Genomic DNA, 21,721 nt, shown 5'->3' with positions numbered 1-21,721 from the left:
GAAATCAACCTCGTTTTGGGTTTTAAGAGCCAGCGAGGCTTGTAGCCTTTGCGGTGCACTTTGATTCTTACGAGCCTGATTCATGCGGTCAAGTGTTTTGCCTAATTATTGGTGAATTTTTTATGAATAAAGATTTAAAAGCGATTTCACTTTTATTTGGTCAATTATCTTCATCTCTTATCTTGATAATCATCATTTGGTCTTGGGAAACTCATGGAAATACAATTGATTTCTTTGGTTATTTAAGTATTTCACCCGCTGTTTTAAAAGTTTTTTTTACTTTGGCCATATTGGGAGGATCCATTATTTCCTTGTATAGAATTTTAAAAATGCTAACAAAGGAAAATCAGGATGATGGGGATCCCAAATGAGCAACGATTTCTTAATAACGATTTTTTTTGGCACAACAGCAGTTTTAATTATGTTCGGAGTTTTTTTTCAAACGAAATCCATTCTTGATCAAGGTTTAGGGATTGTCAAAATAGGGAAGTTTTGGGCCATATCTATGAAATACGTAGGTTTTGCTATTCTCGCGTATCTCGTTTATGAATGTCCTGCGGAAAAACTGATTTTCAATCTGGCTGTATTTGTTGCAAGTTATTTTGTGAGCTTTTTGCTCTACCTACTTGCAAGACGAGTCTCATTAAGGTAATTGGCATTTGTTTGCTTTGATATTTTACGAAGGGATCCTGAAACAGTATTATGAAACGTAAATTTATTCATATTTTTACTTTGTTTTCGCTGGCCTCGGCTCCCGAAGCTTATGCAGATTCCTCAGGAGTGCAAGTTGTGAATTGGTATCATGAAATTTTAGAGAAATTTTTTATATTTTTTAATCCAGACTTATCACAAAGTGCTGCTTATCTTAAAGCAGAACAGTGGTCTCCCGTTTTTGCCTCCGCATTTGCGGTAGCTTTATTAGCTGCAATTGCAATTTTATCAGGATTTGCAAAAATAAATCCCGAAAAAATGAGTGATGAAGAAATTTTGCCTCCTAAAAAGTTTGGTTTTACAGCTTTTATTGAGCTCTGTTGGTCTGTGGTGTCCTCTACTTTGGAATCCACAATTGGTGAAAAAAATTGGATGCGGTTTGTTGGGGTTTTAGGAGGAACATTTTTTGTTCTCATCGTTTCCAACCTTTCTGGTGTTTTACCCGGATTTTCTCCTGCCACATCAAGCATGTCATTTACTTTTGCAGCGGCCATCGCTATTTTCGTCTACTTTAATTACTACGGTATAAAAGAATCTGGCTTTGACTATATTAAGCATTTAGCAGGTCCTGTTTTATGGATGGCTCCTTTAATGTTTGTCATCGAATTTATTAGCTTAATGTCTCGTCCTGTCTCATTATCTTTACGTATTTTTGGAAATATTTCCGGAGATCACTTTGTATTTGCTATTTTTTCAGGACTTATGAAGGATCTTTCTATTCCGTTTATTCCCATTCCCGCCATCTTTTTAGGGTTTGGAACTTTCGTAGCGTGCTTACAAGCGTTTATTTTTATGACTTTAAGCGCTGTCTACATTAAACTTGCTCTTGAATCAAAAGAACAACATTAAGTTGATGTTCTTTTTTGTTGAGAATTTTACAGGATTTGCATTTTAAAAAGTTATCATTTCCATTCAAAATAACGATTTAAATGTAAATATCCTAACCTCTCTTCTAGAGGTCACTTTATTTTAAAAAAATAAAGTGTGTGCCTGAGAACTAGAATTCTGCTTGCACAATCTGATTGAATGGGAACATATTTCTATCAGTTTATTTTAGTTATTATTAGGAGTTCTTCATGAAAAAGAAATTTGCTTTAGTATCCGCTGCTTCTGCTGCGATTCTTGTTAATCTTCCTGCATTTGCCAATGAAGCTGCGGCGGCTGTAGCGACTGATGGTATGTCCATTGGTACGGGTCTTAAATTAATTGGTGCTGGTCTTGCTATTGGTCTTGCGGTTGTTGGTGCTGGTCAAGGTCAAGGTCATGCTGCTAAAGGTGCTCTTGAGAGTATTGGTCGTAACCCTCAAGCGTACAACAAAATCTTTACTCCCTTCCTTCTTGCTATGGCTCTTATTGAGTTCCAAGCGATCCTTGGTCTCATCATTGCCTTCTTAATTCTTGGCAAGTAATTAATAAATTTTAAGTAATTTATTAAGCTTAAGGTTTGTTTCCTTAAGCTTTTTTTTTAATTCATTTCTTGACTTCCCCGTTCTTCTTCGATAACTAAAGGAAACATATGTGGAGGGTTAGCTCAGTTGGTAGAGCAAGAGACTCTTAATCTCTTGGTCCAGGGTTCGAATCCCTGACCCTTCACCATTTATTTTTTCTAATATATATTTCTCCCATGCAAAAATACTCAGACTATATTGGTCGATTTGCTCCCTCACCTACGGGCGACCTACATATGGGATCTCTTATAACAGCTTTGGCTAGTTATTTAAGAGCTCGATCTCAAAATGGTAAGTGGTTGTTGAGAATTGAAGATGTAGATACAACGAGAGCTCAAAAAAACTCCATCATTTCTATTTTAAAAACCTTAGAAAGTCATGGACTCTATTGGGATGATGAAATTATATACCAATCGCAAAGAAATAAAATTTATTCTGAATATCTGCAATTGCTGAAAGAAAAAAAATTATTGTATAAGTGCATTTGCTCACGAAAAAAACTTTCTCAATGCGAGAAGAATCCCGTTACTTACGAAGCAATATATCCCGGATTTTGCAAATATCTTTCAAATGAAAAAATGGCACAATATTCAATTAGAATCACTATTCACGATGATAATAAAATCTCTTTTACCGATCTTATTCAAGGAAAACATGAGCAAGATATTTCAAAAGAAGTGGGTGATTTTATTTTGTGGAGAAATGAAAATATAGCTACTTATCAACTTGCTGTTGTTGTTGATGATGAATTACAAGGTGTCACAGAAGTTGTGCGTGGGAGTGATTTACTTTGGCAAACGCCGAGGCAAATTTATTTGCAAAAACGTCTTAATTTTAAAACTCCACAATATTTGCATATTCCTATTGCAACAAATGAAAAAAATCAAAAGCTTTCTAAACAAACAAAAGCAAAGCAATTAAAAAATGAAGAGGCAGTTGAAAATATTTTACAAGCGTTAATTTTTTTAGGTTTTAATAATGATATTATTCAAAAAGCAAAAGATCTAAATTTTTCTCCTTTTGATCTTATTAATTATGCTATACCATTGTTTGGGTATTTAAAAATTCCAAAAAAAATGGAAATTATAACTCAATATTAAAGAGTAAATTTTATAAATTATTGTCATATAAAGAGTCAATAACATAGTTTTAAATTCACATCACTAAAAATTTAATGAAATAAACTTACCAAAAAATGGCTGATATTTAATTTTTTAATAATTCAATATAAAAAAATATGAGAAAAAAAATTTTTTATTTTCATAAATTTTGTTTAAGATAAGTATAAAAATAAATATATTTACTCCATAACCAGATAATAATTATTATAAAAATAATAATTATTTAATTGAGTTACTCTTTGGTTGACATTATAATAATTATTTAATATAGATTATTTTTAGTTTTAAATTTTTGCTTTCGTTGTTCTAACTATAATTTAATTTTAATAATTTATATCAAAGGGGTTAATTATGATTAAAAGTAAATTAATTTGTATTTTTTCGGTTTTACTTGTTTCATTTTTTATTTTTTCAGTATATGTCCCAGTTAATAATGAGTTTAATAATACGGGAAATAAAAAAAATAGAATTTGCGATTTAACTTCTTGCTAATATAATATAAATATAATGCATATTTTATATTTGCATAATATTTATATTATATTATATTAGCGCTTATAGAAATGAATTTTGTAAAAGACTTTGGAAAATCGCTATAAAAGATTGCCGCCAATTTGAGTTTTACGAAAATTATCAGGGTTTGATATTGATGTAACTGAATACGTTATACAAAAACTTGATTGCAAAATTGATTTTATTGATATGCCTTTGGGTAGAAATTTTATTGAGCTTGAGTTTAAGTGCCATAATTTCTCATAAAAAAACCTTTTTAAAATTTTTATATATTATTTTTTACCTCATTAATTATTTCGATATCAAAATTAAAAAATTTATGCTTATTTGCTTTTTTAATTTTTTATGTATTATATTCATATTGAATTTTTATAATGGAGCATGTTTATGAAAAACAGAGTGCTATTACGTGAGCATATGATAATCGCATTCCTAATCACTCTTTTGCATTTTATAATTTGGGTATATTTACTTCATTTTAAAAACTATTTAACACCTGCTAATAATTTATTAGAATTATTAACTCATTGGGATTCCGAGTGGTATACAAAAATTGTAGAATATGATTATGCAATAGAACAAAGCAGAGCTTTTTTCCCTCTATACCCTTATTTGGTAAAAATAATTAATTTTCCTTTTAAAAATATTCATCCTGCTTTAATTGGAAGTCTATTTTCATCAATTGTTTTTATTGTATTTATTTTTTGTTTGAATAAAATTAAAAATTCAAAAGAATCCATTCCTATATGGCTATATCCTCAAAATACTTTTTGTTATCTTTTTTTAGTTTTATCGCCTGCAAGTTATGTTTTTCATACTCATCATACGGAATCATTGTATTTATTTTTATCTTATTTATCTATATATTTTTCTTATTTTAATAAATGGTTTTTTGCAGCTATACTTTCTGGTTTATGCTGTTTAACTAAAAATCAAGGAGTTATACTATCTATTTCTTGTGGTTTTTTAGCAGCTTCACATGCTTTGTCATTTAAAGAAAGATTTTATATATTTTTTAAATTCGGCATAGTTTCCGGCCTGTTTTTTGCAGGATATCTTTTATTTCAATATAGAATTTTTGGCACTCCATTTGCTTTTATAGAAGCGCAATCTAGTTGGCATCATATAGATCATTACTCAGAATATTTTGAAACTTTTATTTTGCAGTCTAAATTTCAAGATTACAGTTTAGGCGCTATTAAGCATCATTTGGTTTTTTATTTAATGCTCTTCTATTCTTTTTTTCTTTTAAAATATTCAAAAGCCATATTTTTCTATTGTTTAATTTCTTTATTAATTTTGCCTTTACAAGGAGAATTAATTAATTCTTTTCGCTTTATCTCCTTTCTTTTCCCAATATTTTTTATCATGGGAATTTATGAAAATAGAAAAGAATTATTTATCAAATTAATTATTTTATTAATTTTTCTATTTTTAAATATACAAACAACTTATAATTATGGAATTTTAAAGTGGGCATATTAAATTTTAATAAAAACAAAGTTTTTTAATGCAATAAAAACAAAAACCCCAAACATTAATTTTAATATCTGGGGTTAAATATGGCGGAGAGAGAGGGATTCGAACCCCCGGTAGGCTCGCACCTACAACGGTTTTCAAGACCGCCGCCTTAAGCCACTCGGCCATCTCTCCTATGAAACTTCAAAAATTACTTTTTAGAAGGAGCTTTTTTAGCTAATTTAGCAGCAGCAGTCTTTGTTTTAATACGCGCCTTTTTAGCAGCTTGAGCTTTTTTTCTCTTCATTTTAAACGTGCGACGGTTGTCTTTCTTACCCATTTTAATCTCCTCATTTAGATTGAGAAGGTCTAACTTCTCTAATACAAGAAGCTGACCTCTAACATGTGTAAGAAAGCCGCGCAAGCCCTTTTTAAAAAAAATAAGGCTAGCATAGAGAATCGACTCTTTCTCTCATTTCCTGACGATGATCAGTGACTTGCTGTTTTTCAATGCTGTCAAATAAAGCTTTAAAATTGCCTTCACCAAAGCTTTCATCCCCTGCCCTTTGGATAATTTCATAGAAAAAAGGACCCGCAGTTTTATTTTTCATTTGCACACATTGCTCTTTCATAAATATCTGCAGTAAATATTTCCCATTGGATCCATCTAATAGAATGTTATTTTTCTTAACTATTTCCATAGGCTCTTTGATTTTTTGTAGCTTCATTTTTTTCATTCTCGAGGGTAATTGCTCGTAATACTTATCAGAAGCTTCTAAGAAAACCGCACCTTTAACTTTCAATTTTTCTACTGTATTGATGATATTTTTAGTGCCTAAGGCGATGTGCTGAACCCCGGAACCATGATTGTCTTCCACATAAATTTGAATTTGGGAGTTATTATAATAAGGCGCCAGGGGCTGATTTGTCGCAAATTTAATGCCACTCTCTTTGTCCCACATAACAATGCTTTCAAGACCCGAGCCTGTACCTAATTCGGGTTTGTGATGTGTTGTGTGGAATTCTATTCCCCAATACCTTTTAAACCCCATACAGTGTGCATAAAATTCGGTGATGGCGTGCATAGAGCGTCCATTGCAAGTGACGTGATCGATGCCAAGATCGAGGCCAAGACGGTTATCATTGTTTTTTGTATTTGCATTTGTCCATTCATGGTCTGGAGCAAATAAATCATATTTTTTTTCTTCAATAAATCGAAAACCAACGTCATCTAATGCTGTTGCAATAGCAATTTCTTTCCAGGTGCCTGCATTTTTTGATTTATGAACTTCGATATCATACAAAATAGGCGCTTTTCTTTCGACAAGAAATTCAGCCGTTTTTTTTATACTTTTTACTCTAAAATTAATATAGGCCACACCATCTGGATGATTGTTTAAATATCTTCCTGCGGTGGATGCTTTTTCAATGGGCTCTGTAATAATCCATCCAATGTTTCCTGCTCCACGTAACACAACAGAACGCATGCCATGTTTTTTTTCCCATGCGGAGTTTGATTTTGCAATTTCTTCAAATCCGAATTTTTCAATATGCCAATGCACACAAGATTTTAAATCGCGAGCAAAATATTGAATGGAATGATAACCAATAAGTCCAATAGATTTGTTTGCGTGTTTCATAAAGGTTCCTCCAGATTAAAAGTTTTCTAATTCTGAATCAGTTTTTAAAAAATGTAAAGAATATAATTGGGGAAGTTGAATATTTATAAATAATTTATTTATTAAAGAATTTCATTGTTTTTTAATTCATTACTAAAGTGACAAGCGACAAGGTGTGAATTAATTTCTGAACCTAAATTTTTTAATTCGGGTATTTGTTTAGAGCATATTTCTTTCGCAAAAGGACATCTTGTATGAAATCGGCATCCTGAAGGAGGATCGATGGGGCTTGGTAAATCACCTTGAATAACTTGATGTTCTCTTTTTTCAACAACATTATGTCTTGGAATACTTGATATTAATGCTTTTGTATAAGGGTGAATTGGATGTTTATATAAATTTTCAGAAGAAGTATATTCGACAATTTTTCCTAAGTACATGACGGCAACTTCATCAGAAATATGTTCAATCACAGAAAGATCATGTGCAATAAATATATAAGACAAATGATATTTATCTCTTAAATCCATCATCAAATTTAATATTTGGCTTTGAATCGATACATCAAGTGCGCTGACGGGTTCATCACAAATAATTATTTTAGGATTTAAAGATAATGCCCTGGCAATTCCTATGCGTTGTCTTTGTCCTCCTGAAAATTCGTGTGGATATCTGTCAATCGCTTCAGGGCTCAAGCCAACTTCTTTTAATAAACTCAATACTTTATGGATACGTTCCTGTTTATCGGGAAATAAATTATGAATTTCAAAAGGCTCTGATAAAATTTCACGGATAGACATGCGAGGATTTAAACTTGCAAAAGGATCTTGAAAAACAATTTGAATTTCTTTACGTAAAGGGCGCAATTGTTTTTGAGATATATTTGTTATATCTTTACCGTCAAAAAAAATATTTCCTGATGTAGGTTCTATTAACCTTAAAATAGTACGTCCTAATGTGCTTTTTCCACAACCTGATTCACCAACAAGTCCTAAAGTTTTTCCTTTTTTAACTGAAAAAGTAACATCATCAACAGCATGAACTTTTGCAATTTGTTTTCCTAAAATACCACCTGTTATGGGAAAGTATTTAACTAAATTTTGAACTCGCAAAATATCCATTTCTGACATTATTGCTATACCTCTTTAATAAATAATTCTCTTTCAAAGCGAATACGTGGTCCATAAACGCCTTCGGGCGCTTTTTCTCCAACGGCTACAACCATAACTGTGTGGGAATCGGAAGGTAGATTTAAAATTTTGTGAATGCGGCGGGCATCAAATCCTTCCATGGGACAGGTATCAAATCCATGCGCATGAATGGCTAACATCAAATTTTCCGCAGCCAATGCACAGGTTTTAGAAGCCCAAGTTACCATATCATTTCTACTTACAGGATTTCGAGGAACGGGAGTTTTAAATCCAATTAAAAAAACTAATATTCTTTTAATCCAGCCAAAAATATTAAAATATCCTTGCGTATAAGCAAAAGGAACAATTTTTCTATAATAATCTATTGCTGTTTTTGGTACTTTATCACTTTGAGATTCTAAAATTTCCAACATTTTTTTTGCGTTTTTTCGCCATGTGGCTGTGCGAGCAACACAGACAATTAATTCTGCTGCTGTACTTGCGGCAGGCTGTGAAAGACAAGCCTTAATTAATTGCTCTTTTTTTTCATTTGATCTGACCCAATGAAATTCCCAGGGTTGTAAATTTGATGAGTTTGGTGCCAGTAATGCTAAATTTAAACATTCATTTACTACATTTTCAGGAACAGGTTTCGCTGAAAATATGCGAACACTTCTTCTAGAATGAACAAGTTTTTTAAATTCTTCTGGACTCATAAATAATAAACCCTCACGATATATTAAAGCAAGCGACTTTTTTATCTTCTTTTAATGATAATAATTCAGGTTCTATAGACTTACATTGTTCTGTTACACGTGAACATCTGTCTTGAAAACGACATCCCTTAGGCAACTTAGAAAGAGAGGGTACAATTCCAGAGATGGTATTTAATCTTTGTTTTTTTTCGCCTAATTTGGGAATGGAATTTAATAATCCAATTGTATAAGGGTGTTTTGGATTAGAAAAAATATCTTTTGTTGTTGCTTTTTCAACTATTTTTCCTGCATACATAACAGCAACATCATCACATGTTTCAGCAACAACTCCAAAATCATGGGTAATAAGTATTGTCGACATCCCATTTTCTTTTTGTAAATTATTCATCAATGCGAGAATTTGCGCTTGAATGGTCACATCCAAAGCGGTTGTGGGTTCGTCTGCAATAAGTAACGAGGGTTTACACGCAATGGCAATGGCGATCATGACACGCTGGCGCATACCTCCGGAAAGTTGATGAGGATATTCATCAATTCTTTTTTCAGGAGAAGAAATGCGAACCTGTCGTAACATTTCAATGGATAAATTCCGTGCTTCTTTTCGGGAAGATCCTTTATGCAGCATAAAGACTTCGGCAATTTGATTTCCAATGGTATAAACAGGATTTAAACTTGTCATAGGTTCTTGGAATATCATTGATATTTTATTACCACGCACAGAGCGCATTTCTGCTTCAGAAATATCTAATAAATTTTTTCCACCAAAAATTATTTTTCCTGATTTTATTTTTCCAGGAGGAGTAGGAATGAGGCGCATTAATGATAAACTTGTTACGCTTTTTCCACACCCCGATTCACCCACAATTCCTAATGTCTTTCCTTTTTTTACACTAAAGGAACAATCGTCTACTGCATTGACATCGCGTCCTGAAATATTAAAACTTGTTACCAAATTCTCAACGCTCAGAACGTTTTCTTCTTGCACTCTTTTTTCTCCATTTAAAATATTATAATTTTTTACCAAGGCCATTTTCCTTTAACCTTTGTAACAAAAATTCGTTGGCAAGGATAGGGGGAAATTTGGCGTAGTGTGATGGTGAAATGCAATTTTCAAGTAACTTAAGCTCACAATTTTCGTAAGCATGGACAAAAAAGGGCATGGAATAACGTGACACATTTTTTGCTCCCTTGGGATTTATAACGCGGTGTGTCGTAGCAGGAATAATTTCGTTTGTAATTCTTGAAAGCATATCACCAGAATCAACTACCATTTGGCCTTTTTCGCTTTGAATTTCGAGCCACTCACCTTGTCTTGTTAAAATTTCCAAACCTCCTTCGGTAGCCTCACAAAGAATTGTCATTAAATTAATATCTTCATGAGCTGCTGCGCGAATGGAGCCCGATTTAAATTGATCATCAGATAGAGGGGGATAATGTAGTGCACGTAACACTGTGTTGCCATCTTTAGCCATATTAGATAATGTATTTTTTGGAATTCCTAAATATTCAGACATTGCAGTAAGTAATGTTAAAGCCATGTGATCGAGAGATGAATATAAGTTTAAAATATCTTTTTTAAATTTAGGAAAATGATTATTAGGCCAGATGTTTTTAGCACTCAGTAATTCCAAATCTTTATTTTCAAAGTTTTCACGCCCTACGTGCCAAAATTCTTTTAAATCCCCTTTGTTATTGTTTTTTGCATGCTCAAGACCAAATTGAACATAACCGCGTCTGCCTAATCCTTCAGGTTCCACATATTTTACTTTTTCTGCAGAGGAAAGGGAAAATAATTTTTTAAAATTATCATAACAAATATCAATAAGAGAATGAGAAATTTCGTGTCCTTCAATTTTAACAAAACCAAATTCTTGAATTGCTTTTCCAAATATATTTATAAATTCTCTTTTTTCATTTGCAGAACCTTGAGTATATAGGCGCAAATCGGTAAGAGGTACATGTTTCATTTCATTCTCCAATAGTATCAAATATACTCAAAAGCTTTTCAATATGATCGCGTTTGCGGCGTGCTTTAGGACCAATTAATACAAAACCACGTCTTGCGGCGCCAAAGACTTTTTTTGCGGTTTCAAGTATTTGTTGAGGCGTTATTGATTTTACAATTTCAATTTCATCATCGACGCTTAAATTAGAATTCATAAAATAAGATGAAATTTCTCTATTTAACAATCGAGAAGGTGTCTCTTTAATTTGTTTTAAATCAAAACAATAACGAAACTTAATATGATCAATTTCTTCTTGTAAGGGTGTTTCTGAGATTATTGATTTTAATTCACTGGTGAGTTTGTCAAGTAAATCATGAAGAAGATCATCTGATACGGTGGCATCTATGCTAAATGTACCAATTTCATTAAAAAATTGAGTATCGCAACTTATATCATAAACGAGTCCGTACTTTTCTCTAATATTTGCTGGCAAACGAGTGCAAATACCATCATCTAATATTCTTTGTAAAAAAGTAATATAAACGACTTCTTTTGTTAATCCGCCTCTTGTTGGAAAAATTAATTTTACAGCATATTGATTGTCGGGATTATTTTGTAAACATAACGCGTTTTGTGGTTTTTTTAGTCTTGATTTTATGGGAATATAATTATCAGCAGAAATGCGATTTGGTTGAGATTGGAATGTATGCTCCCATTTATGGCCAAAGTATTTTTCAATAGCCGCAATAACTTCTCTTTCAGAAAGAGCAGAGTGAATTGTAATCGCACACCGTTCTGGAGTATAAAAATCTCTCCTTTTTTGGGAAAGATCGTTTATCGATAATTTTTTTATAATCTCTTCATTTCCAATAATAGGATTTCCTAGGGGATGATCAAAAAATAATGAAGACATAGCTAAGGATTCCGTATCAATACTATCGCCAGATTCATTAAAATCAGATGCCATTTCCTGTAATATAACCGATCTTTCTATTTCTAAATCTGCATAATTTGGATTTAAAAAGAAATCAGAAAAACATTCAATGGCTTCAATTGTCTTTTCGCTATCCCCTTTTAACCAATATGTGGTGTTTTCAATACCTGTCATAGCATTTGTTTCGCTGCCAAAAGATTCCATAGCACGCGACAAGTAAATTGAATTTGGATATTTTTTAGTTCCGCGGAACATCATGTGTTCTAGAAAATGAGAGACACCATTATTTTCTTCGGTTTCATCGCGAGCACCTGTATTAATATGGATAGAAAGTTCAAAGACAACGCTTTGAGGTGTGTGACAATATAAAACCGGTAAACCATTTTTTAAAATATGTTTACTTATTGAAAAATGATGCATTTTAGTTCTTTCTATTCATAACAAAATAAGTAATCTCATAAAGGGCATTAAATGCTTGAGTTTGTTTATCTGAAAAATTTATTTTATTTTTTATTTCATTTAATGAGTTTCGAGCTGAGTGAGCATAAAATTCAGCTACTTCATAAGCTTTTTCAAGGCCACCCGTTTCCTTAACTAGATTCAAAAGTCTATTCTTATCATCAGAGGTAGCTTCTGCAGTTTCAATTATCTTATTGACTAAAATAAGAAGTTCATTTTTTAAAGAATGATTTGCATTTAAGGCATATATTAAAGGAATTGTTACTTTACCTTCTAATAAATCGGTTAAAACAGGCTTTCCAACTAATTTTTGCTGACCTTCATAATCTAAACAATCATCAAATATTTGAAAGGCAAAGCCAAGATTTTTTCCATAATCTGATAATAAATTAGCAATGCCTGTTTCTATTTTCTTTAAGTAACAGGGTGTTTTTGCGCTAGCTTGAAAAAGGGTTGCTGTTTTTCCAAGTAAAACTCTATTATATTGTTCTATATTCGTGTCTTTTTTCCATAATAATTCTAATTGATACAACTCGCTTTCGCTCATAAAACGAATGCATTCTGCAAAATCATCGATAAGTTCAATGCTTTTTGTTTTTGTCATTAAACGACATGCGGCAGAATAAATAAGATCACCAGATAGCACAGCAGTTTCATCACCCCACACAGAATTTACCGTGGGTTTATTTCTTCTTAGGGTTGAATTATCAATGACATCATCATGTAATAAACTTGCTGTGTGAATATACTCACAAACAGAGGCAATAGGATATTTATGCTCTCCCTCGTAATCTATGAGCTGAGAAGACAGTAAAAAAATAGCGGGTCTTATTCTTTTTCCTCCTGAGGAGAAAATATGATATAAAACCTGATTTGTAGGCTTATTTGGTGTTAATAAATATTCTACAAGTTTTTTTTCTAAGGTTGCTAGCTCGTCGGAAATAGATTGATAAAAAGAGGGTATCATAATTTTTTCTTCTTCTTTGATAAATAAGTCATTCATTAAAATTCATTTTTTACGATATATTTATAATAGAAGCTTTTTTAATTTTATGAATTGCTTCTTGATAGTTTTCATAATTAAAGACAGCTCCGCCTGCCACAATAATGTCAGTGCCAAGTTGTGTTAGGGTTTGCACATTATCTGCATTCACCCCACCATCTACAAGAATATCGAATTTTAAATTATTTTCATTTCGAAATTGAGCCAATTCTTTAATTTTATGGTGAACAAGAGGAATATGAGCTTGTCTTGAAAATCCAGGATTTACTGACATAATGGTAACTTGATCTAATACAGGCAATAAATATTGAATGGTATTCCAGTGTGTTGATGGATTTAAAGCAACCCCTGCTCTTTTGCCCATTTCTTTAATTTTTGAACAAATTCTGTGTGGATGTATTGCGGTTTCTTGATGAAATGAAAGAGTATCTGCGCCTGCGCTGATATAATCCTGAAAAACCTGATCGGGGTTTGTTACCATAATGTGAACATCAAGATGCATTTGCGTTATTTTGCGCATTTGTTCGATAAAAGGAATACCTATTGTTAAAAGTGGAACAAAATGTCCGTCCATGACATCAAAATGAATGCTATGGGCGCCGCTGATTTCGAGTTTTTTGACCTCTTCCCCTAAATTCATGAGGTTTCCAGCAGCAATGGAGGGAGAGACTTTAATTTCTTTTTTCATCATAGTAACCTTATTCTAATTAAAATACTCATACTTATGCTGGCTGCACATAGGTATGAATTAATGTTTTTTCTCCAATGCTACTTTTTTCAAATTTAATTTTAAGTCTGTAGCCCTGACTGCTTTTTTCTATTTCTCTTATGATTCCATCTCCAAACACTTTGTGTTTGACTCTTTGGCCTTTTCTCCAGGTGACTCCGTCATTTTGAGTTGAATTCATTTCTTGTTTGAGAAGATCATCCCCTTTAAAAATGCGAGGTTTGTCGACAAATTTTTGTTCTATTGTATTTATTTTGCCAAATTCTTTTTTAATATTTTTGTTTTGATTATCCGCATAATCAATAACTTCAAAGGGAATTTCCGAAATAAATCGACTTTCTTGGGCAGGGAGAAAATCTTTAAATCGATTTCTTTTACAATTTGTAAGGATAAGTTTCTCTTTTGCTCGGGTGATAGCCACATACATGAGACGTCTTTCTTCTTCAATGGCTTCGGGAGAGTCGAGTGAGTTTTGGTGAGGAAGGACGCCTTCTTCAAGGCCAGCAATAATAACTTTAGGGAATTCTAAACCTTTTGCAGAGTGTATTGTCATAAGTGTAATTGCATTTGCGTTACCTTGTTGTACATTGACAACAGTCGGCTCTACCGTAAGCATAGCTTGTTCAATAAATTTTGAAAGTTTTTCAATCCCAGTTTGGATTTTATTTTCAAAATTAAACTCGTCATCAATCTGAATATGTTCGAATTCAACAATAGCATTTTTTAATTCGATCACGTTTAACCAACGTTCATCAAAGTCTTCTGGGTGTGTTGTTTTTAAATAAGCTTCAAACTTAATATCCGAAATAATTTCTGCTAAAATTTGCGATGGTTTATTATGACTATCAAGATTACTACGCCATTTTTGATAGCTCATCATAAATTCTTTAACGCCAGAAATCGAGCGTGTGATGTCGTTTTCAATTCCACCAAAAACAACTTCATTTAATGTTTTTAAAAGTGTTTCTTTACGCTGAATTGATAAATCTTTTAAATTTTGTAATGCTTTGTCACCAAAGCCTCTTCTTGGGGTATTGATTACTTTTTGGAAAGAGGCTTCATCAGTAGTATTAATAATAAGTTTTAAGTAAGCTAACAAAATTTTAATTTCTGCGCGTTCATAAAATCGAACTGATCCATAAATAATATAAGGCATCATACGTCTTCTTAGTTCGTCTTCTAAAGAACGGCTTTGCGCATTGGTACGATATAAAATGCAAAAATCAGAGAATTTTTCCTCATTTTGAATAGCAGAATAAATTTCATTTGCAATGTATTTTGATTCCGAGAAGGCGTCTTCACATGATTTAAACTTAATTTTTATTCCATTGGTTTTTTTTGTATATAATGATTTATCCGCTCTTTTATAATTGTTTTTTATAACGCTTGTGGCAGCAGATATAATGGTATTTGAACTTCTATAGTTTTCCTCAAGTTTATAGACTTTAGTATTTTCATGTTCTTTATGAAAATTTAAAATAAAAGAAGGTTCAGCGCCACGCCATGAATAAATGCTTTGATCATCATCGCCCACAATAAATAAGTTTTTAGTTTTTGAACTTAATAAACTTACTAATTTAAATTGTATGGGGTTGGTATCTTGAAATTCGTCAATTAAAAAATAACGGAATCTATTTTGTAAAGATTCCAATACATGAGGAGAGTTTTCAAGTAGTTTAAACATGACAAGGAGAAGATCATTAAAATCCATAGCATTTTGTTGTTTCATAAGTCTTTGATACATCGCATAGACTTTTTGAATGAGTTCGGGATCGTAATGCTCACCAAATTGGCGAAGTTGATATTTTTGTTCTTTTAATGAATAATCTTGATTATTTTTTATATCTTGTAAATACTCTTCGGGAGTGAGACCTTGATTTTTTATTTTATCTATTTTTGATTTTACGGTATTAACAGATAATAATTTATCGGGAACATTTAATTGTTTTAAAATATCTTTTAAAAGACTTTTTTGATCATTGTCATCATAAATGGAAAATCCAGGATTATAACCTGCTTCATGTGAATAGATTCTTAAAAAACGTGCACAAAAAGCATGAAATGTAGAAACAATAATATTTTTTGCCTTTTGTGCACCAATATATTTTTCAATTCTTTCTTTCATTTCCTTTGCTGCTTTATTTGTAAAAGTAACAGCAAGAATAGAAGAGGGAGGAACTCCTTGGTTTAAAATCAACCATGCAATACGGCAACAAATGACTCTTGTTTTTCCGCTTCCCGCTCCTGCATAAACGACCGCTGGTCCTTCATTGTGTGTGCAAGCATCAAATTGTGCTTTATTTAAAAGGGAAAGGTCAGGGGTTTCTATTTCATTATGCATGTTTGATCGATATCCTTTAGCTAATTGGTAACAAAATTAATTGTTACTTTTTCTTTTTTGATTTTTTCTTTTTTCTTTTGGGTGTTGTGTTTTTACTACTTGTATTTTTGCTGTTAATATTTTTTCTTTTTAAATTCTTTACTGCTGCGAGTCCAGAAGAACCAATAGCAAGTCTTCTAATTTTCTTTAAATATTGTTCCTCCAATGCCGCAGCTCTCGATTTGTGGAGAAGATTAGAATAAAGAGGATTATTTTCAATATTTGAAGTTAGAAATACATGTTGATGCTCTTGATCAAAGCCTTTTTTCTTGAAAAATTGGACGGCTCTATTGTTGCTGGGATCGGTGTCCGCCATGATAATGCGTACCCCTTCGTTTTCAACAAAGGCTTCAACCACTTTATCAATGAGTTTGCTAGCCACTCCTTCACGTTGCCACTTCGGATGGGCGCAAAGCCAGACAATATAGCCATAGCTCCAGGCTGTACCTGGCTTAGACATTACAGTTCCTAGTACAAATCCGACAATGCGTTCATCTTCGGGATCTTCCCCTTTTTGAAATTCATCATTTTCTGCAACAAGACAGTAGTCTCCGTCTGTATTGAACATGCTCGTGACTTCGTACTCATCCCAACCCCGGTAGAGCATAGGCCAAAGATCGGCTCGGAAACAGGTTTCGCCTAAATTATAAGCTTCCGCTAAGTCTTGGATTTCCATTTCGCGAACGGAAAAGCTGCGTTTAGAATCAAAATTTTTTTTGTCTTCCTTACTTTCTTCTTTTTCCTTTTTTTCTTTCACTGTCATAAAAATCCTTTTTTTAACGAATTAAGCCTATTTAGCTATATCGTAAGGAGAGCAAAACACAAAATTTGGACCCATTTCAATGTGAATCTTCCCGTCCTTTGTTTCTAAAAGATCACCATCTAAAGAATACAGAGGAGTGTCTTTGCAAATTAAAGTCGCTTTTTGAAATTTGACAGATTTTACTTCGGAGAATCCGTATATGCTTCCCCCCAACAGAGATTGAACAGCACCTCTCATAAGCTTGCTTCCTTTTTCCGAAATAGCAATCATTTCTCCGAATTTATCGCCACGTTCAATTTTTTTAAAAAAACATGATGTCAGCGGCAACCTTGGCACTGTGGAAGCTAAAACAAGGCTAAATTCTTCTGGAATTCTTTGAGTTTTAGCATTAGATTCCCAGATTGATGAAGGGTGAGTTGTGATATCCATTTTTTGTTGCTTAACAAGTTTAGGAAATTCACCATTAATTTTACCTTTAAAGAAGCCGTCAGCAAGATAGGAAGCTATTTTTAGAGCGGCACCCGCAGAGTTTGTTTTATCCTTGTAAAACTCTTGTAAAAAGGTGGTAGCAATGCCATTTGCAAAGATAAATCCAAGTCGCCCATTGACATGTAGGGTACTCAGAATAGCTTCATTCATGGTTTGTTTTTTGTTGATGATTTGTAAAGTGTCTTCCAGACAAACTTGAGCCTCTGTTTTTATGCCTAAATTTTTGGCTAAAAAGTTGATTGTACCACCTTTTAGGAGAAGAATTTTAGGAAGATTTTGGGATCCATAAGCTTTATACAAAGCGGATAAGGTGAGGCTAATACTGCCATCACCACCCACAATCCCGACAAGGTTTATTTTTCTTGCGCTAAATTCTTGGCAAACTTGTTCGAGTTGCTCAATGGAATGAGTAATTTCTAATTGCCCGTAATTAGCCAACGCATACCAGAGGCGTGTGTTGTATTCAGGATTGATTTTAATGATTTTTGCAAAAGGGTTGGAAATGATTCCGACTCTGAGCATTGTTGATTCCTTTTCAGGGAGTAAGCCCTATGACTCGTAAAAAAGAGATTGTGATAGCTGAAGAAGAAAAGCAAATAGATGAGACAAATAAAGCAAAAAAGAAATCTTTTGTGCGTGTTTCGGGGCAAAATAAGTCAAATATATCAAATTCAAATAAGAAAACAAATACAAACTCCAAAACAAAAGAGATCGATCTGCTTGATGCAGAGGTTTTAGATGATGATGAAACCGAGGTGTCACCAAAAGAAGAGCAGGATATAATAGATGTTGGGAATTATAAAGACTCAGAAACCGAAGTCATATTAGATGATAATGATATTCTACCCGCTCTTCAAGAGGAAGAAGACGATGAAGACGAAGATGTCGATTTAGATGACGCTTTGGAAATTGGGAGTAAAGAAAAAGGCTTAGTCACAACAAATGCTTTACAAAAATACCTTGCTGAATTGCGCCGCTATTCCTTAATGACGCGCGAAGAAGAAAAGGAAGTTGCTATAAGAGCGTATGAGGATCGAGATATTGAAGCACGGAATCGTCTTGTTACCTCAAATTTAAGATTAGTCGTTAAAATAGCCATGGAATACCGCAGAGCCTATTCACAAATTCTTGATTTAATTCAAGAGGGTAATGCGGGCTTAGTACAAGCTGTGAATCGTTTTAATCCTTATCGTGGTGTCAAGTTATCCACTTATAGTGCCTGGTGGATTCGCGCTTATATTCTAAAATTTTTAATGGATAATAAAAGTCTTGTACGCATGGGGACAACCGATGCGCAAAGAAAATTATTTTTTCGTTTGAGAGGAGAAGCAGAAAAACTCTATGCTTTGACTCAAAAATTTGATGCCAATTTATTAGCTGAAAAAATAGGTGTGCAACCTCAAGATGTTGTTGAAATGCAACAAAGACTCACTAAAAGCGATATTTCATTGGACACTCCTGTGGGAGAAGATAACGATACAAGGCAGATTGATCTTTTATTCTCTGATGCTGAAGATGCTGATATTACTTATGAAAAAGAACAGTTATTAAAAATTTTGAGAAAAGAAATTGCCTTTATTGAAAAAGATTTAAACGAACGAGATGCTTTTATTTTTCATAATCGCATTATGGCAGAAGATCCTATTACACTTCAGGATGTGGGCGATAAATATGGTATTACCCGTGAAAGAGCAAGACAACTTGAAGCGCGGGTTATTAAAAAAATTAAAGATCGCATTATGGCAGCTGGAATAGGAAAATGAAAAAAATTATTCGATATTTTTTCATTTTAATTATATTCATTCATTGTAATTTATTTGCAAACAATAAAAAAATTGTAACTTTAGCACCAAATTTAACTGAAATTGTATACGCTTTAGGCCAAGGACATAATTTGGTAGGGAATACTTTGCTTTGTGATTATCCAGAAGAAGCTAAAAAGGTTTTTAAAGTAGGGAATTTTAATAATCCTAGTATTGAAAACATTCTTGCGTCAGGCGCAAATATTGTATTAGCAACTGAAGGAAATCCTATGGATAAATTAAAAATATTAAAGCCAATGGGTGTTGAAGTTTTGCAGGTTAAACCTCAATCAGCTCAGGACATACCCAAAATCATAAAAACAATTGCAGTACATTTAGGCGTTGAGAAGCAAGGGGTTATATTATCGAGTAATATTGAAAATTCTTTAAATGAATTATCTATGAAAAATAAAAAAAATAAGTCATTTTTGCTTGTTCTGCAATTTAATCCTACTTATTCTGTCAGTGAAGAAACATGGCTTGGTGGTTTGTTTAAATTATCAGGATTAAAAAATATTGTTGGAAAAAGCGTGATAAAATATCCTATATTATCAAATGAATTTTTATTAAAAAATCGTCCTGATGTTGTTTTAGTGGGAGAAATTGAAGGTAAAACAAAAAAAGAATCTTACGAAATAAACAAAATAAAATTGAAACAAATTTTTGGTAATGAAACTGAGAAAATTGAAATTATAACTGTTCCTAAAGATGTCTTAGTTCGTCCAGGACCACGCATAGTTGAAGGAATTAAATTTATTGAAAGCATATAGTTTTGAAAAAAATATTTTCATTTAAATTACTTATGATATATTCAATAATTCTAAGCATTTCAGCGTGTTTTAGTTTGTATTATGGATCTGTGCAAATCTCGTTTCTTGAAATTCGTAATTTGTCATTTTTAGATAATAACATATTTACAAAAATAATGGCTCTTAGAGTAAGTGGTTTTTTTCAGGCAGCCATGGTTGGAGCTATTCTTGCTTTGTGTGGATATGTTCTTCAAAAAATTTTGAAAAACCCCTTAGCCGATCCTTTTATTTTAGGAATATCATCGGGTGGAATTTGTTTTGCTTCTGTTTTTATTTTATTAAATTCAAGTGCTTTATTTTCAAGTATGCATTTATTTTATTTTTTTCCTTTGCAATCGGCTTTTGCACTCATAGGATGTTTGACCTCTTTTTTTATTTTATTATTTGTAAGAAAAAAAATTAAAAGCTCTCATGATGAATATGTATTTCCTGTTATCGGTATTATCATTAATTCTTTTTTTACCTCCATTTTAATGATGGTCTTTTCAATTGCAAAACCAGAGCAACTTTCAGAAATTCATAATTTTTTAATTGGTACATTACAACCAGTATCATTTTATCAAATTCTTGTTTTTTTTATTTTATCGGTTTTTCCTTTAATTATTATTTTTAGAAATTCTAAATATTTTGATCATATGCTCTTTAGTGATGACTTTGGCAAATCAATGGGCATCAATCCTATAAAGATAAGAAATAAAACGATATTTATGATTTGTATTCTAATTTCTTTAGTTGTTTCTTCAGCTGGAATTATTGCTTTTGTAGGATTAATTATTCCTCATATTGTGAGAAAAATTCATAGATTTTCATCATTATTTGAGTGTGTTATATGCATGTTTTTAGGCGCTATCATATTAGTAAATGCCGACACCTTATCACGCACCTTATTTTCTCCGGCACAACTTTCTGTTGGAATATTTACAGCAATCTTGGGTGCTCCTGCTCTTTCTTTTATTTTATTTAAAAGGAATTTGGTATGAGCTCAATTTCATTAAAAGCAAAACATCTTGCTTATGCTTTAGATAGTAGTAAAATATTATTTAGAAATGTGTGTTTCGAGTACAAGGGAGGTGATATTGTCTGCCTTCTCGGGCATAATGGAGCTGGAAAAAGTACTTTATTAAAGGTTTGCGCAGGGGTCTTGAGTCCTTCAAATGGCAATTTGGTATTTTATAACAATCTATTACCATATCAAAATGGCATTTCATGGCTTCCCCAACAATTGAGTCGCCCCGAAAATTTTAACGTAACCGAGTTTCTCAATTTGCAGCCAATGGCATCTTTAAATATTGAATCTGGTAATCTTCATATATTAGATGATTTTGGCATTCATTCCTTAAACGAGATGGAATTGACCGAGTTAAGTGGGGGGGAATGGAAGCGTGTACAATTGGCTCGAATATGGTCACATAAAGCAAAATGGCTTTTTTTAGATGAACCTGAAAGTGATCTAGATTGGAATTATAAGGAAGAACTTATTTATAATTGTAAATTATACGCTCAACAAAATAATGCCATTATATTTATGACTACTCATGATCTCTATTTTGCTAAAAAAGTAGCAAATAAAATATGCGCTTTGAGTGATGGTATTTGGGTATGGGATTCAAGCGCAGATGTTTTTTGGAATTCTAAAATTATTCATAAACTGTATGGAGTTGGGATATTTCATGAATTATAAATTTAAAAAATG

Annotated in this window: 23 protein-coding genes and 2 tRNA genes; 12 read left to right on the top strand and 13 right to left on the bottom strand. The window is 32.5% G+C overall.

What is annotated here, in order from left to right:
• Positions 1-122: 122 nt before the first annotated feature.
• From AXG55_RS14320 to AXG55_RS14290, 8 genes are all read left to right on the top strand, one after another.
• The gene (locus AXG55_RS14320) at positions 123-371 is read left to right on the top strand and encodes a hypothetical protein (protein WP_148698780.1); all 249 of its coding nucleotides are present in this window, start codon (positions 123-125) and stop codon (positions 369-371) included.
• Positions 368-652 carry a hypothetical protein gene (locus tag AXG55_RS14315; RefSeq protein WP_148698779.1) on the top strand — a complete coding sequence of 95 codons (285 nt, stop codon included), beginning with the start codon at positions 368-370 and terminating at the stop codon, positions 650-652. Before AXG55_RS14320 ends, AXG55_RS14315 begins: the two co-directional genes overlap by 4 nt.
• A gap of 50 nt (positions 653-702) precedes the next feature.
• Positions 703-1,560 (top strand): F0F1 ATP synthase subunit A, encoded by an 858-nt coding sequence (gene atpB, locus AXG55_RS14310; protein WP_148698778.1) that lies wholly within the window; start codon positions 703-705, stop codon positions 1,558-1,560.
• Between the two features lie 227 nt (positions 1,561-1,787).
• A complete protein-coding gene (locus tag AXG55_RS14305; RefSeq protein ID WP_148698777.1) occupies positions 1,788-2,120 on the top strand; it encodes an ATP synthase F0 subunit C in 333 nt (110 codons plus the stop codon).
• 111 nt (positions 2,121-2,231) lie between these two features.
• A tRNA-Lys gene (locus tag AXG55_RS14300) sits at positions 2,232-2,307 on the top strand.
• A gap of 28 nt (positions 2,308-2,335) precedes the next feature.
• Positions 2,336-3,259, top strand: a complete 924-nt coding sequence (gluQRS, locus tag AXG55_RS14295; protein ID WP_148698776.1) for a tRNA glutamyl-Q(34) synthetase GluQRS — start codon at positions 2,336-2,338, stop codon at positions 3,257-3,259.
• Positions 3,260-3,631: 372 nt separating this feature from the next.
• Positions 3,632-3,772 carry a hypothetical protein gene (locus AXG55_RS14910; protein WP_233231260.1) on the top strand — a complete coding sequence of 47 codons (141 nt, stop codon included), beginning with the start codon at positions 3,632-3,634 and terminating at the stop codon, positions 3,770-3,772.
• Positions 3,773-4,180: 408 nt separating this feature from the next.
• Positions 4,181-5,278, top strand: coding sequence for a mannosyltransferase family protein (locus tag AXG55_RS14290; RefSeq protein WP_233231259.1), 1,098 nt, complete (start codon positions 4,181-4,183; stop codon positions 5,276-5,278).
• 78 nt (positions 5,279-5,356) lie between these two features.
• Here the strand turns inward: AXG55_RS14290 and AXG55_RS14285 are convergent.
• From AXG55_RS14285 to AXG55_RS14230, 13 genes are all read right to left on the bottom strand, one after another.
• Positions 5,357-5,446 (bottom strand) — tRNA-Ser (locus tag AXG55_RS14285).
• A gap of 16 nt (positions 5,447-5,462) precedes the next feature.
• Positions 5,463-5,591, bottom strand: coding sequence for a hypothetical protein (locus tag AXG55_RS15075; RefSeq protein ID WP_272866908.1), 129 nt, complete (start codon positions 5,589-5,591; stop codon positions 5,463-5,465).
• 106 nt (positions 5,592-5,697) lie between these two features.
• Positions 5,698-6,891: a VOC family protein gene (locus tag AXG55_RS14280; protein WP_148698774.1), complete on the bottom strand. Its 1,194-nt coding sequence runs from the start codon at positions 6,889-6,891 to the stop codon at positions 5,698-5,700.
• Between the two features lie 101 nt (positions 6,892-6,992).
• Positions 6,993-8,000, bottom strand: coding sequence for an ABC transporter ATP-binding protein (locus AXG55_RS14275; protein WP_272866907.1), 1,008 nt, complete (start codon positions 7,998-8,000; stop codon positions 6,993-6,995).
• A 5-nt stretch (positions 8,001-8,005) separates the two neighbouring features.
• The gene (locus AXG55_RS14270; RefSeq protein ID WP_148698772.1) at positions 8,006-8,716 is read right to left on the bottom strand and encodes a nitroreductase family protein; all 711 of its coding nucleotides are present in this window, start codon (positions 8,714-8,716) and stop codon (positions 8,006-8,008) included.
• Between the two features lie 13 nt (positions 8,717-8,729).
• A complete protein-coding gene (locus AXG55_RS14265; protein WP_237243987.1) occupies positions 8,730-9,740 on the bottom strand; it encodes an ABC transporter ATP-binding protein in 1,011 nt (336 codons plus the stop codon).
• The gene (locus AXG55_RS14260; RefSeq protein ID WP_148698770.1) at positions 9,724-10,683 is read right to left on the bottom strand and encodes an isopenicillin N synthase family dioxygenase; all 960 of its coding nucleotides are present in this window, start codon (positions 10,681-10,683) and stop codon (positions 9,724-9,726) included. Before AXG55_RS14260 ends, AXG55_RS14265 begins: the two co-directional genes overlap by 17 nt.
• A 1-nt stretch (position 10,684) precedes the next feature.
• Positions 10,685-12,016, bottom strand: a complete 1,332-nt coding sequence (locus AXG55_RS14255) for a M16 family metallopeptidase (protein WP_148698769.1) — start codon at positions 12,014-12,016, stop codon at positions 10,685-10,687.
• A 1-nt stretch (position 12,017) separates the two neighbouring features.
• Positions 12,018-13,058, bottom strand: coding sequence for a polyprenyl synthetase family protein (locus AXG55_RS14250; RefSeq protein ID WP_148698768.1), 1,041 nt, complete (start codon positions 13,056-13,058; stop codon positions 12,018-12,020).
• A gap of 13 nt (positions 13,059-13,071) precedes the next feature.
• Positions 13,072-13,746, bottom strand: a complete 675-nt coding sequence (gene rpe / locus AXG55_RS14245) for a ribulose-phosphate 3-epimerase (RefSeq protein WP_233231258.1) — start codon at positions 13,744-13,746, stop codon at positions 13,072-13,074.
• Between the two features lie 34 nt (positions 13,747-13,780).
• On the bottom strand, positions 13,781-16,126 hold the full coding sequence (locus tag AXG55_RS14240) for an ATP-dependent helicase (protein ID WP_148698766.1): 2,346 nt from the start codon (positions 16,124-16,126) through the stop codon (positions 13,781-13,783).
• A 43-nt stretch (positions 16,127-16,169) separates the two neighbouring features.
• Positions 16,170-16,928 (bottom strand): GNAT family N-acetyltransferase, encoded by a 759-nt coding sequence (locus AXG55_RS14235; RefSeq protein WP_148698765.1) that lies wholly within the window; start codon positions 16,926-16,928, stop codon positions 16,170-16,172.
• A gap of 27 nt (positions 16,929-16,955) precedes the next feature.
• Positions 16,956-17,939, bottom strand: a complete 984-nt coding sequence (locus tag AXG55_RS14230) for a diacylglycerol kinase family protein (RefSeq protein WP_148698764.1) — start codon at positions 17,937-17,939, stop codon at positions 16,956-16,958.
• Between the two features lie 29 nt (positions 17,940-17,968).
• On the opposite strand from AXG55_RS14230, the gene AXG55_RS14225 reads away from it, so the two are divergent.
• The 4 genes from AXG55_RS14225 to AXG55_RS14210 are packed head-to-tail and all read left to right on the top strand — an operon-like array spanning position 17,969 to position 21,709.
• Positions 17,969-19,180 carry an RNA polymerase factor sigma-32 gene (locus AXG55_RS14225; protein ID WP_148698763.1) on the top strand — a complete coding sequence of 404 codons (1,212 nt, stop codon included), beginning with the start codon at positions 17,969-17,971 and terminating at the stop codon, positions 19,178-19,180.
• Positions 19,177-19,989, top strand: a complete 813-nt coding sequence (locus tag AXG55_RS14220) for a helical backbone metal receptor (protein ID WP_148698762.1) — start codon at positions 19,177-19,179, stop codon at positions 19,987-19,989. Before AXG55_RS14225 ends, AXG55_RS14220 begins: the two co-directional genes overlap by 4 nt.
• A 32-nt stretch (positions 19,990-20,021) precedes the next feature.
• Positions 20,022-21,008, top strand: coding sequence for a FecCD family ABC transporter permease (locus AXG55_RS14215; RefSeq protein ID WP_272866928.1), 987 nt, complete (start codon positions 20,022-20,024; stop codon positions 21,006-21,008).
• Entirely contained in the window at positions 21,005-21,709 is a 705-nt protein-coding gene (locus tag AXG55_RS14210; RefSeq protein WP_148698760.1) for an ATP-binding cassette domain-containing protein, read from the top strand. The genes AXG55_RS14215 and AXG55_RS14210 overlap by 4 nt, the downstream gene beginning before the upstream one ends.
• Positions 21,710-21,721: the final 12 nt, after the last annotated feature.

Source organism: Silvanigrella aquatica, from assembly GCF_001907975.1.
GTDB lineage: Bacteria > Bdellovibrionota_B > Oligoflexia > Silvanigrellales > Silvanigrellaceae > Silvanigrella > Silvanigrella aquatica.
This window is presented reverse-complemented; position numbering and strand designations above follow the sequence as displayed.

Coding starts and splice junctions, on each gene's coding strand:
- AXG55_RS14305 (WP_148698777.1), top strand. CDS start 1,788: ATGAAAAAGAAATTTGCTTTAGTATCCGCTGCTTCTGCTGCGATTCTT.
- AXG55_RS14910 (WP_233231260.1), top strand. CDS start 3,632: ATGATTAAAAGTAAATTAATTTGTATTTTTTCGGTTTTACTTGTTTCA.
- AXG55_RS14275 (WP_272866907.1), bottom strand. CDS start 8,000: ATGTCAGAAATGGATATTTTGCGAGTTCAAAATTTAGTTAAATACTTT.
- AXG55_RS14255 (WP_148698769.1), bottom strand. CDS start 12,016: ATGCATCATTTTTCAATAAGTAAACATATTTTAAAAAATGGTTTACCG.
- rpe (WP_233231258.1), bottom strand. CDS start 13,746: ATGAAAAAAGAAATTAAAGTCTCTCCCTCCATTGCTGCTGGAAACCTC.
- AXG55_RS14210 (WP_148698760.1), top strand. CDS start 21,005: ATGAGCTCAATTTCATTAAAAGCAAAACATCTTGCTTATGCTTTAGAT.
- AXG55_RS14280 (WP_148698774.1), bottom strand. CDS start 6,891: ATGAAACACGCAAACAAATCTATTGGACTTATTGGTTATCATTCCATT.
- AXG55_RS14220 (WP_148698762.1), top strand. CDS start 19,177: ATGAAAAAAATTATTCGATATTTTTTCATTTTAATTATATTCATTCAT.
- AXG55_RS14225 (WP_148698763.1), top strand. CDS start 17,969: ATGACTCGTAAAAAAGAGATTGTGATAGCTGAAGAAGAAAAGCAAATA.
- AXG55_RS14315 (WP_148698779.1), top strand. CDS start 368: ATGAGCAACGATTTCTTAATAACGATTTTTTTTGGCACAACAGCAGTT.
- AXG55_RS14235 (WP_148698765.1), bottom strand. CDS start 16,928: ATGACAGTGAAAGAAAAAAAGGAAAAAGAAGAAAGTAAGGAAGACAAA.
- gluQRS (WP_148698776.1), top strand. CDS start 2,336: ATGCAAAAATACTCAGACTATATTGGTCGATTTGCTCCCTCACCTACG.
- AXG55_RS14270 (WP_148698772.1), bottom strand. CDS start 8,716: ATGAGTCCAGAAGAATTTAAAAAACTTGTTCATTCTAGAAGAAGTGTT.
- AXG55_RS14250 (WP_148698768.1), bottom strand. CDS start 13,058: ATGAATGACTTATTTATCAAAGAAGAAGAAAAAATTATGATACCCTCT.
- atpB (WP_148698778.1), top strand. CDS start 703: ATGAAACGTAAATTTATTCATATTTTTACTTTGTTTTCGCTGGCCTCG.
- AXG55_RS14240 (WP_148698766.1), bottom strand. CDS start 16,126: ATGCATAATGAAATAGAAACCCCTGACCTTTCCCTTTTAAATAAAGCA.
- AXG55_RS14290 (WP_233231259.1), top strand. CDS start 4,181: ATGAAAAACAGAGTGCTATTACGTGAGCATATGATAATCGCATTCCTA.
- AXG55_RS14230 (WP_148698764.1), bottom strand. CDS start 17,939: ATGCTCAGAGTCGGAATCATTTCCAACCCTTTTGCAAAAATCATTAAA.
- AXG55_RS14260 (WP_148698770.1), bottom strand. CDS start 10,683: ATGAAACATGTACCTCTTACCGATTTGCGCCTATATACTCAAGGTTCT.
- AXG55_RS14215 (WP_272866928.1), top strand. CDS start 20,022: ATGATATATTCAATAATTCTAAGCATTTCAGCGTGTTTTAGTTTGTAT.
- AXG55_RS14320 (WP_148698780.1), top strand. CDS start 123: ATGAATAAAGATTTAAAAGCGATTTCACTTTTATTTGGTCAATTATCT.
- AXG55_RS15075 (WP_272866908.1), bottom strand. CDS start 5,591: ATGGGTAAGAAAGACAACCGTCGCACGTTTAAAATGAAGAGAAAAAAA.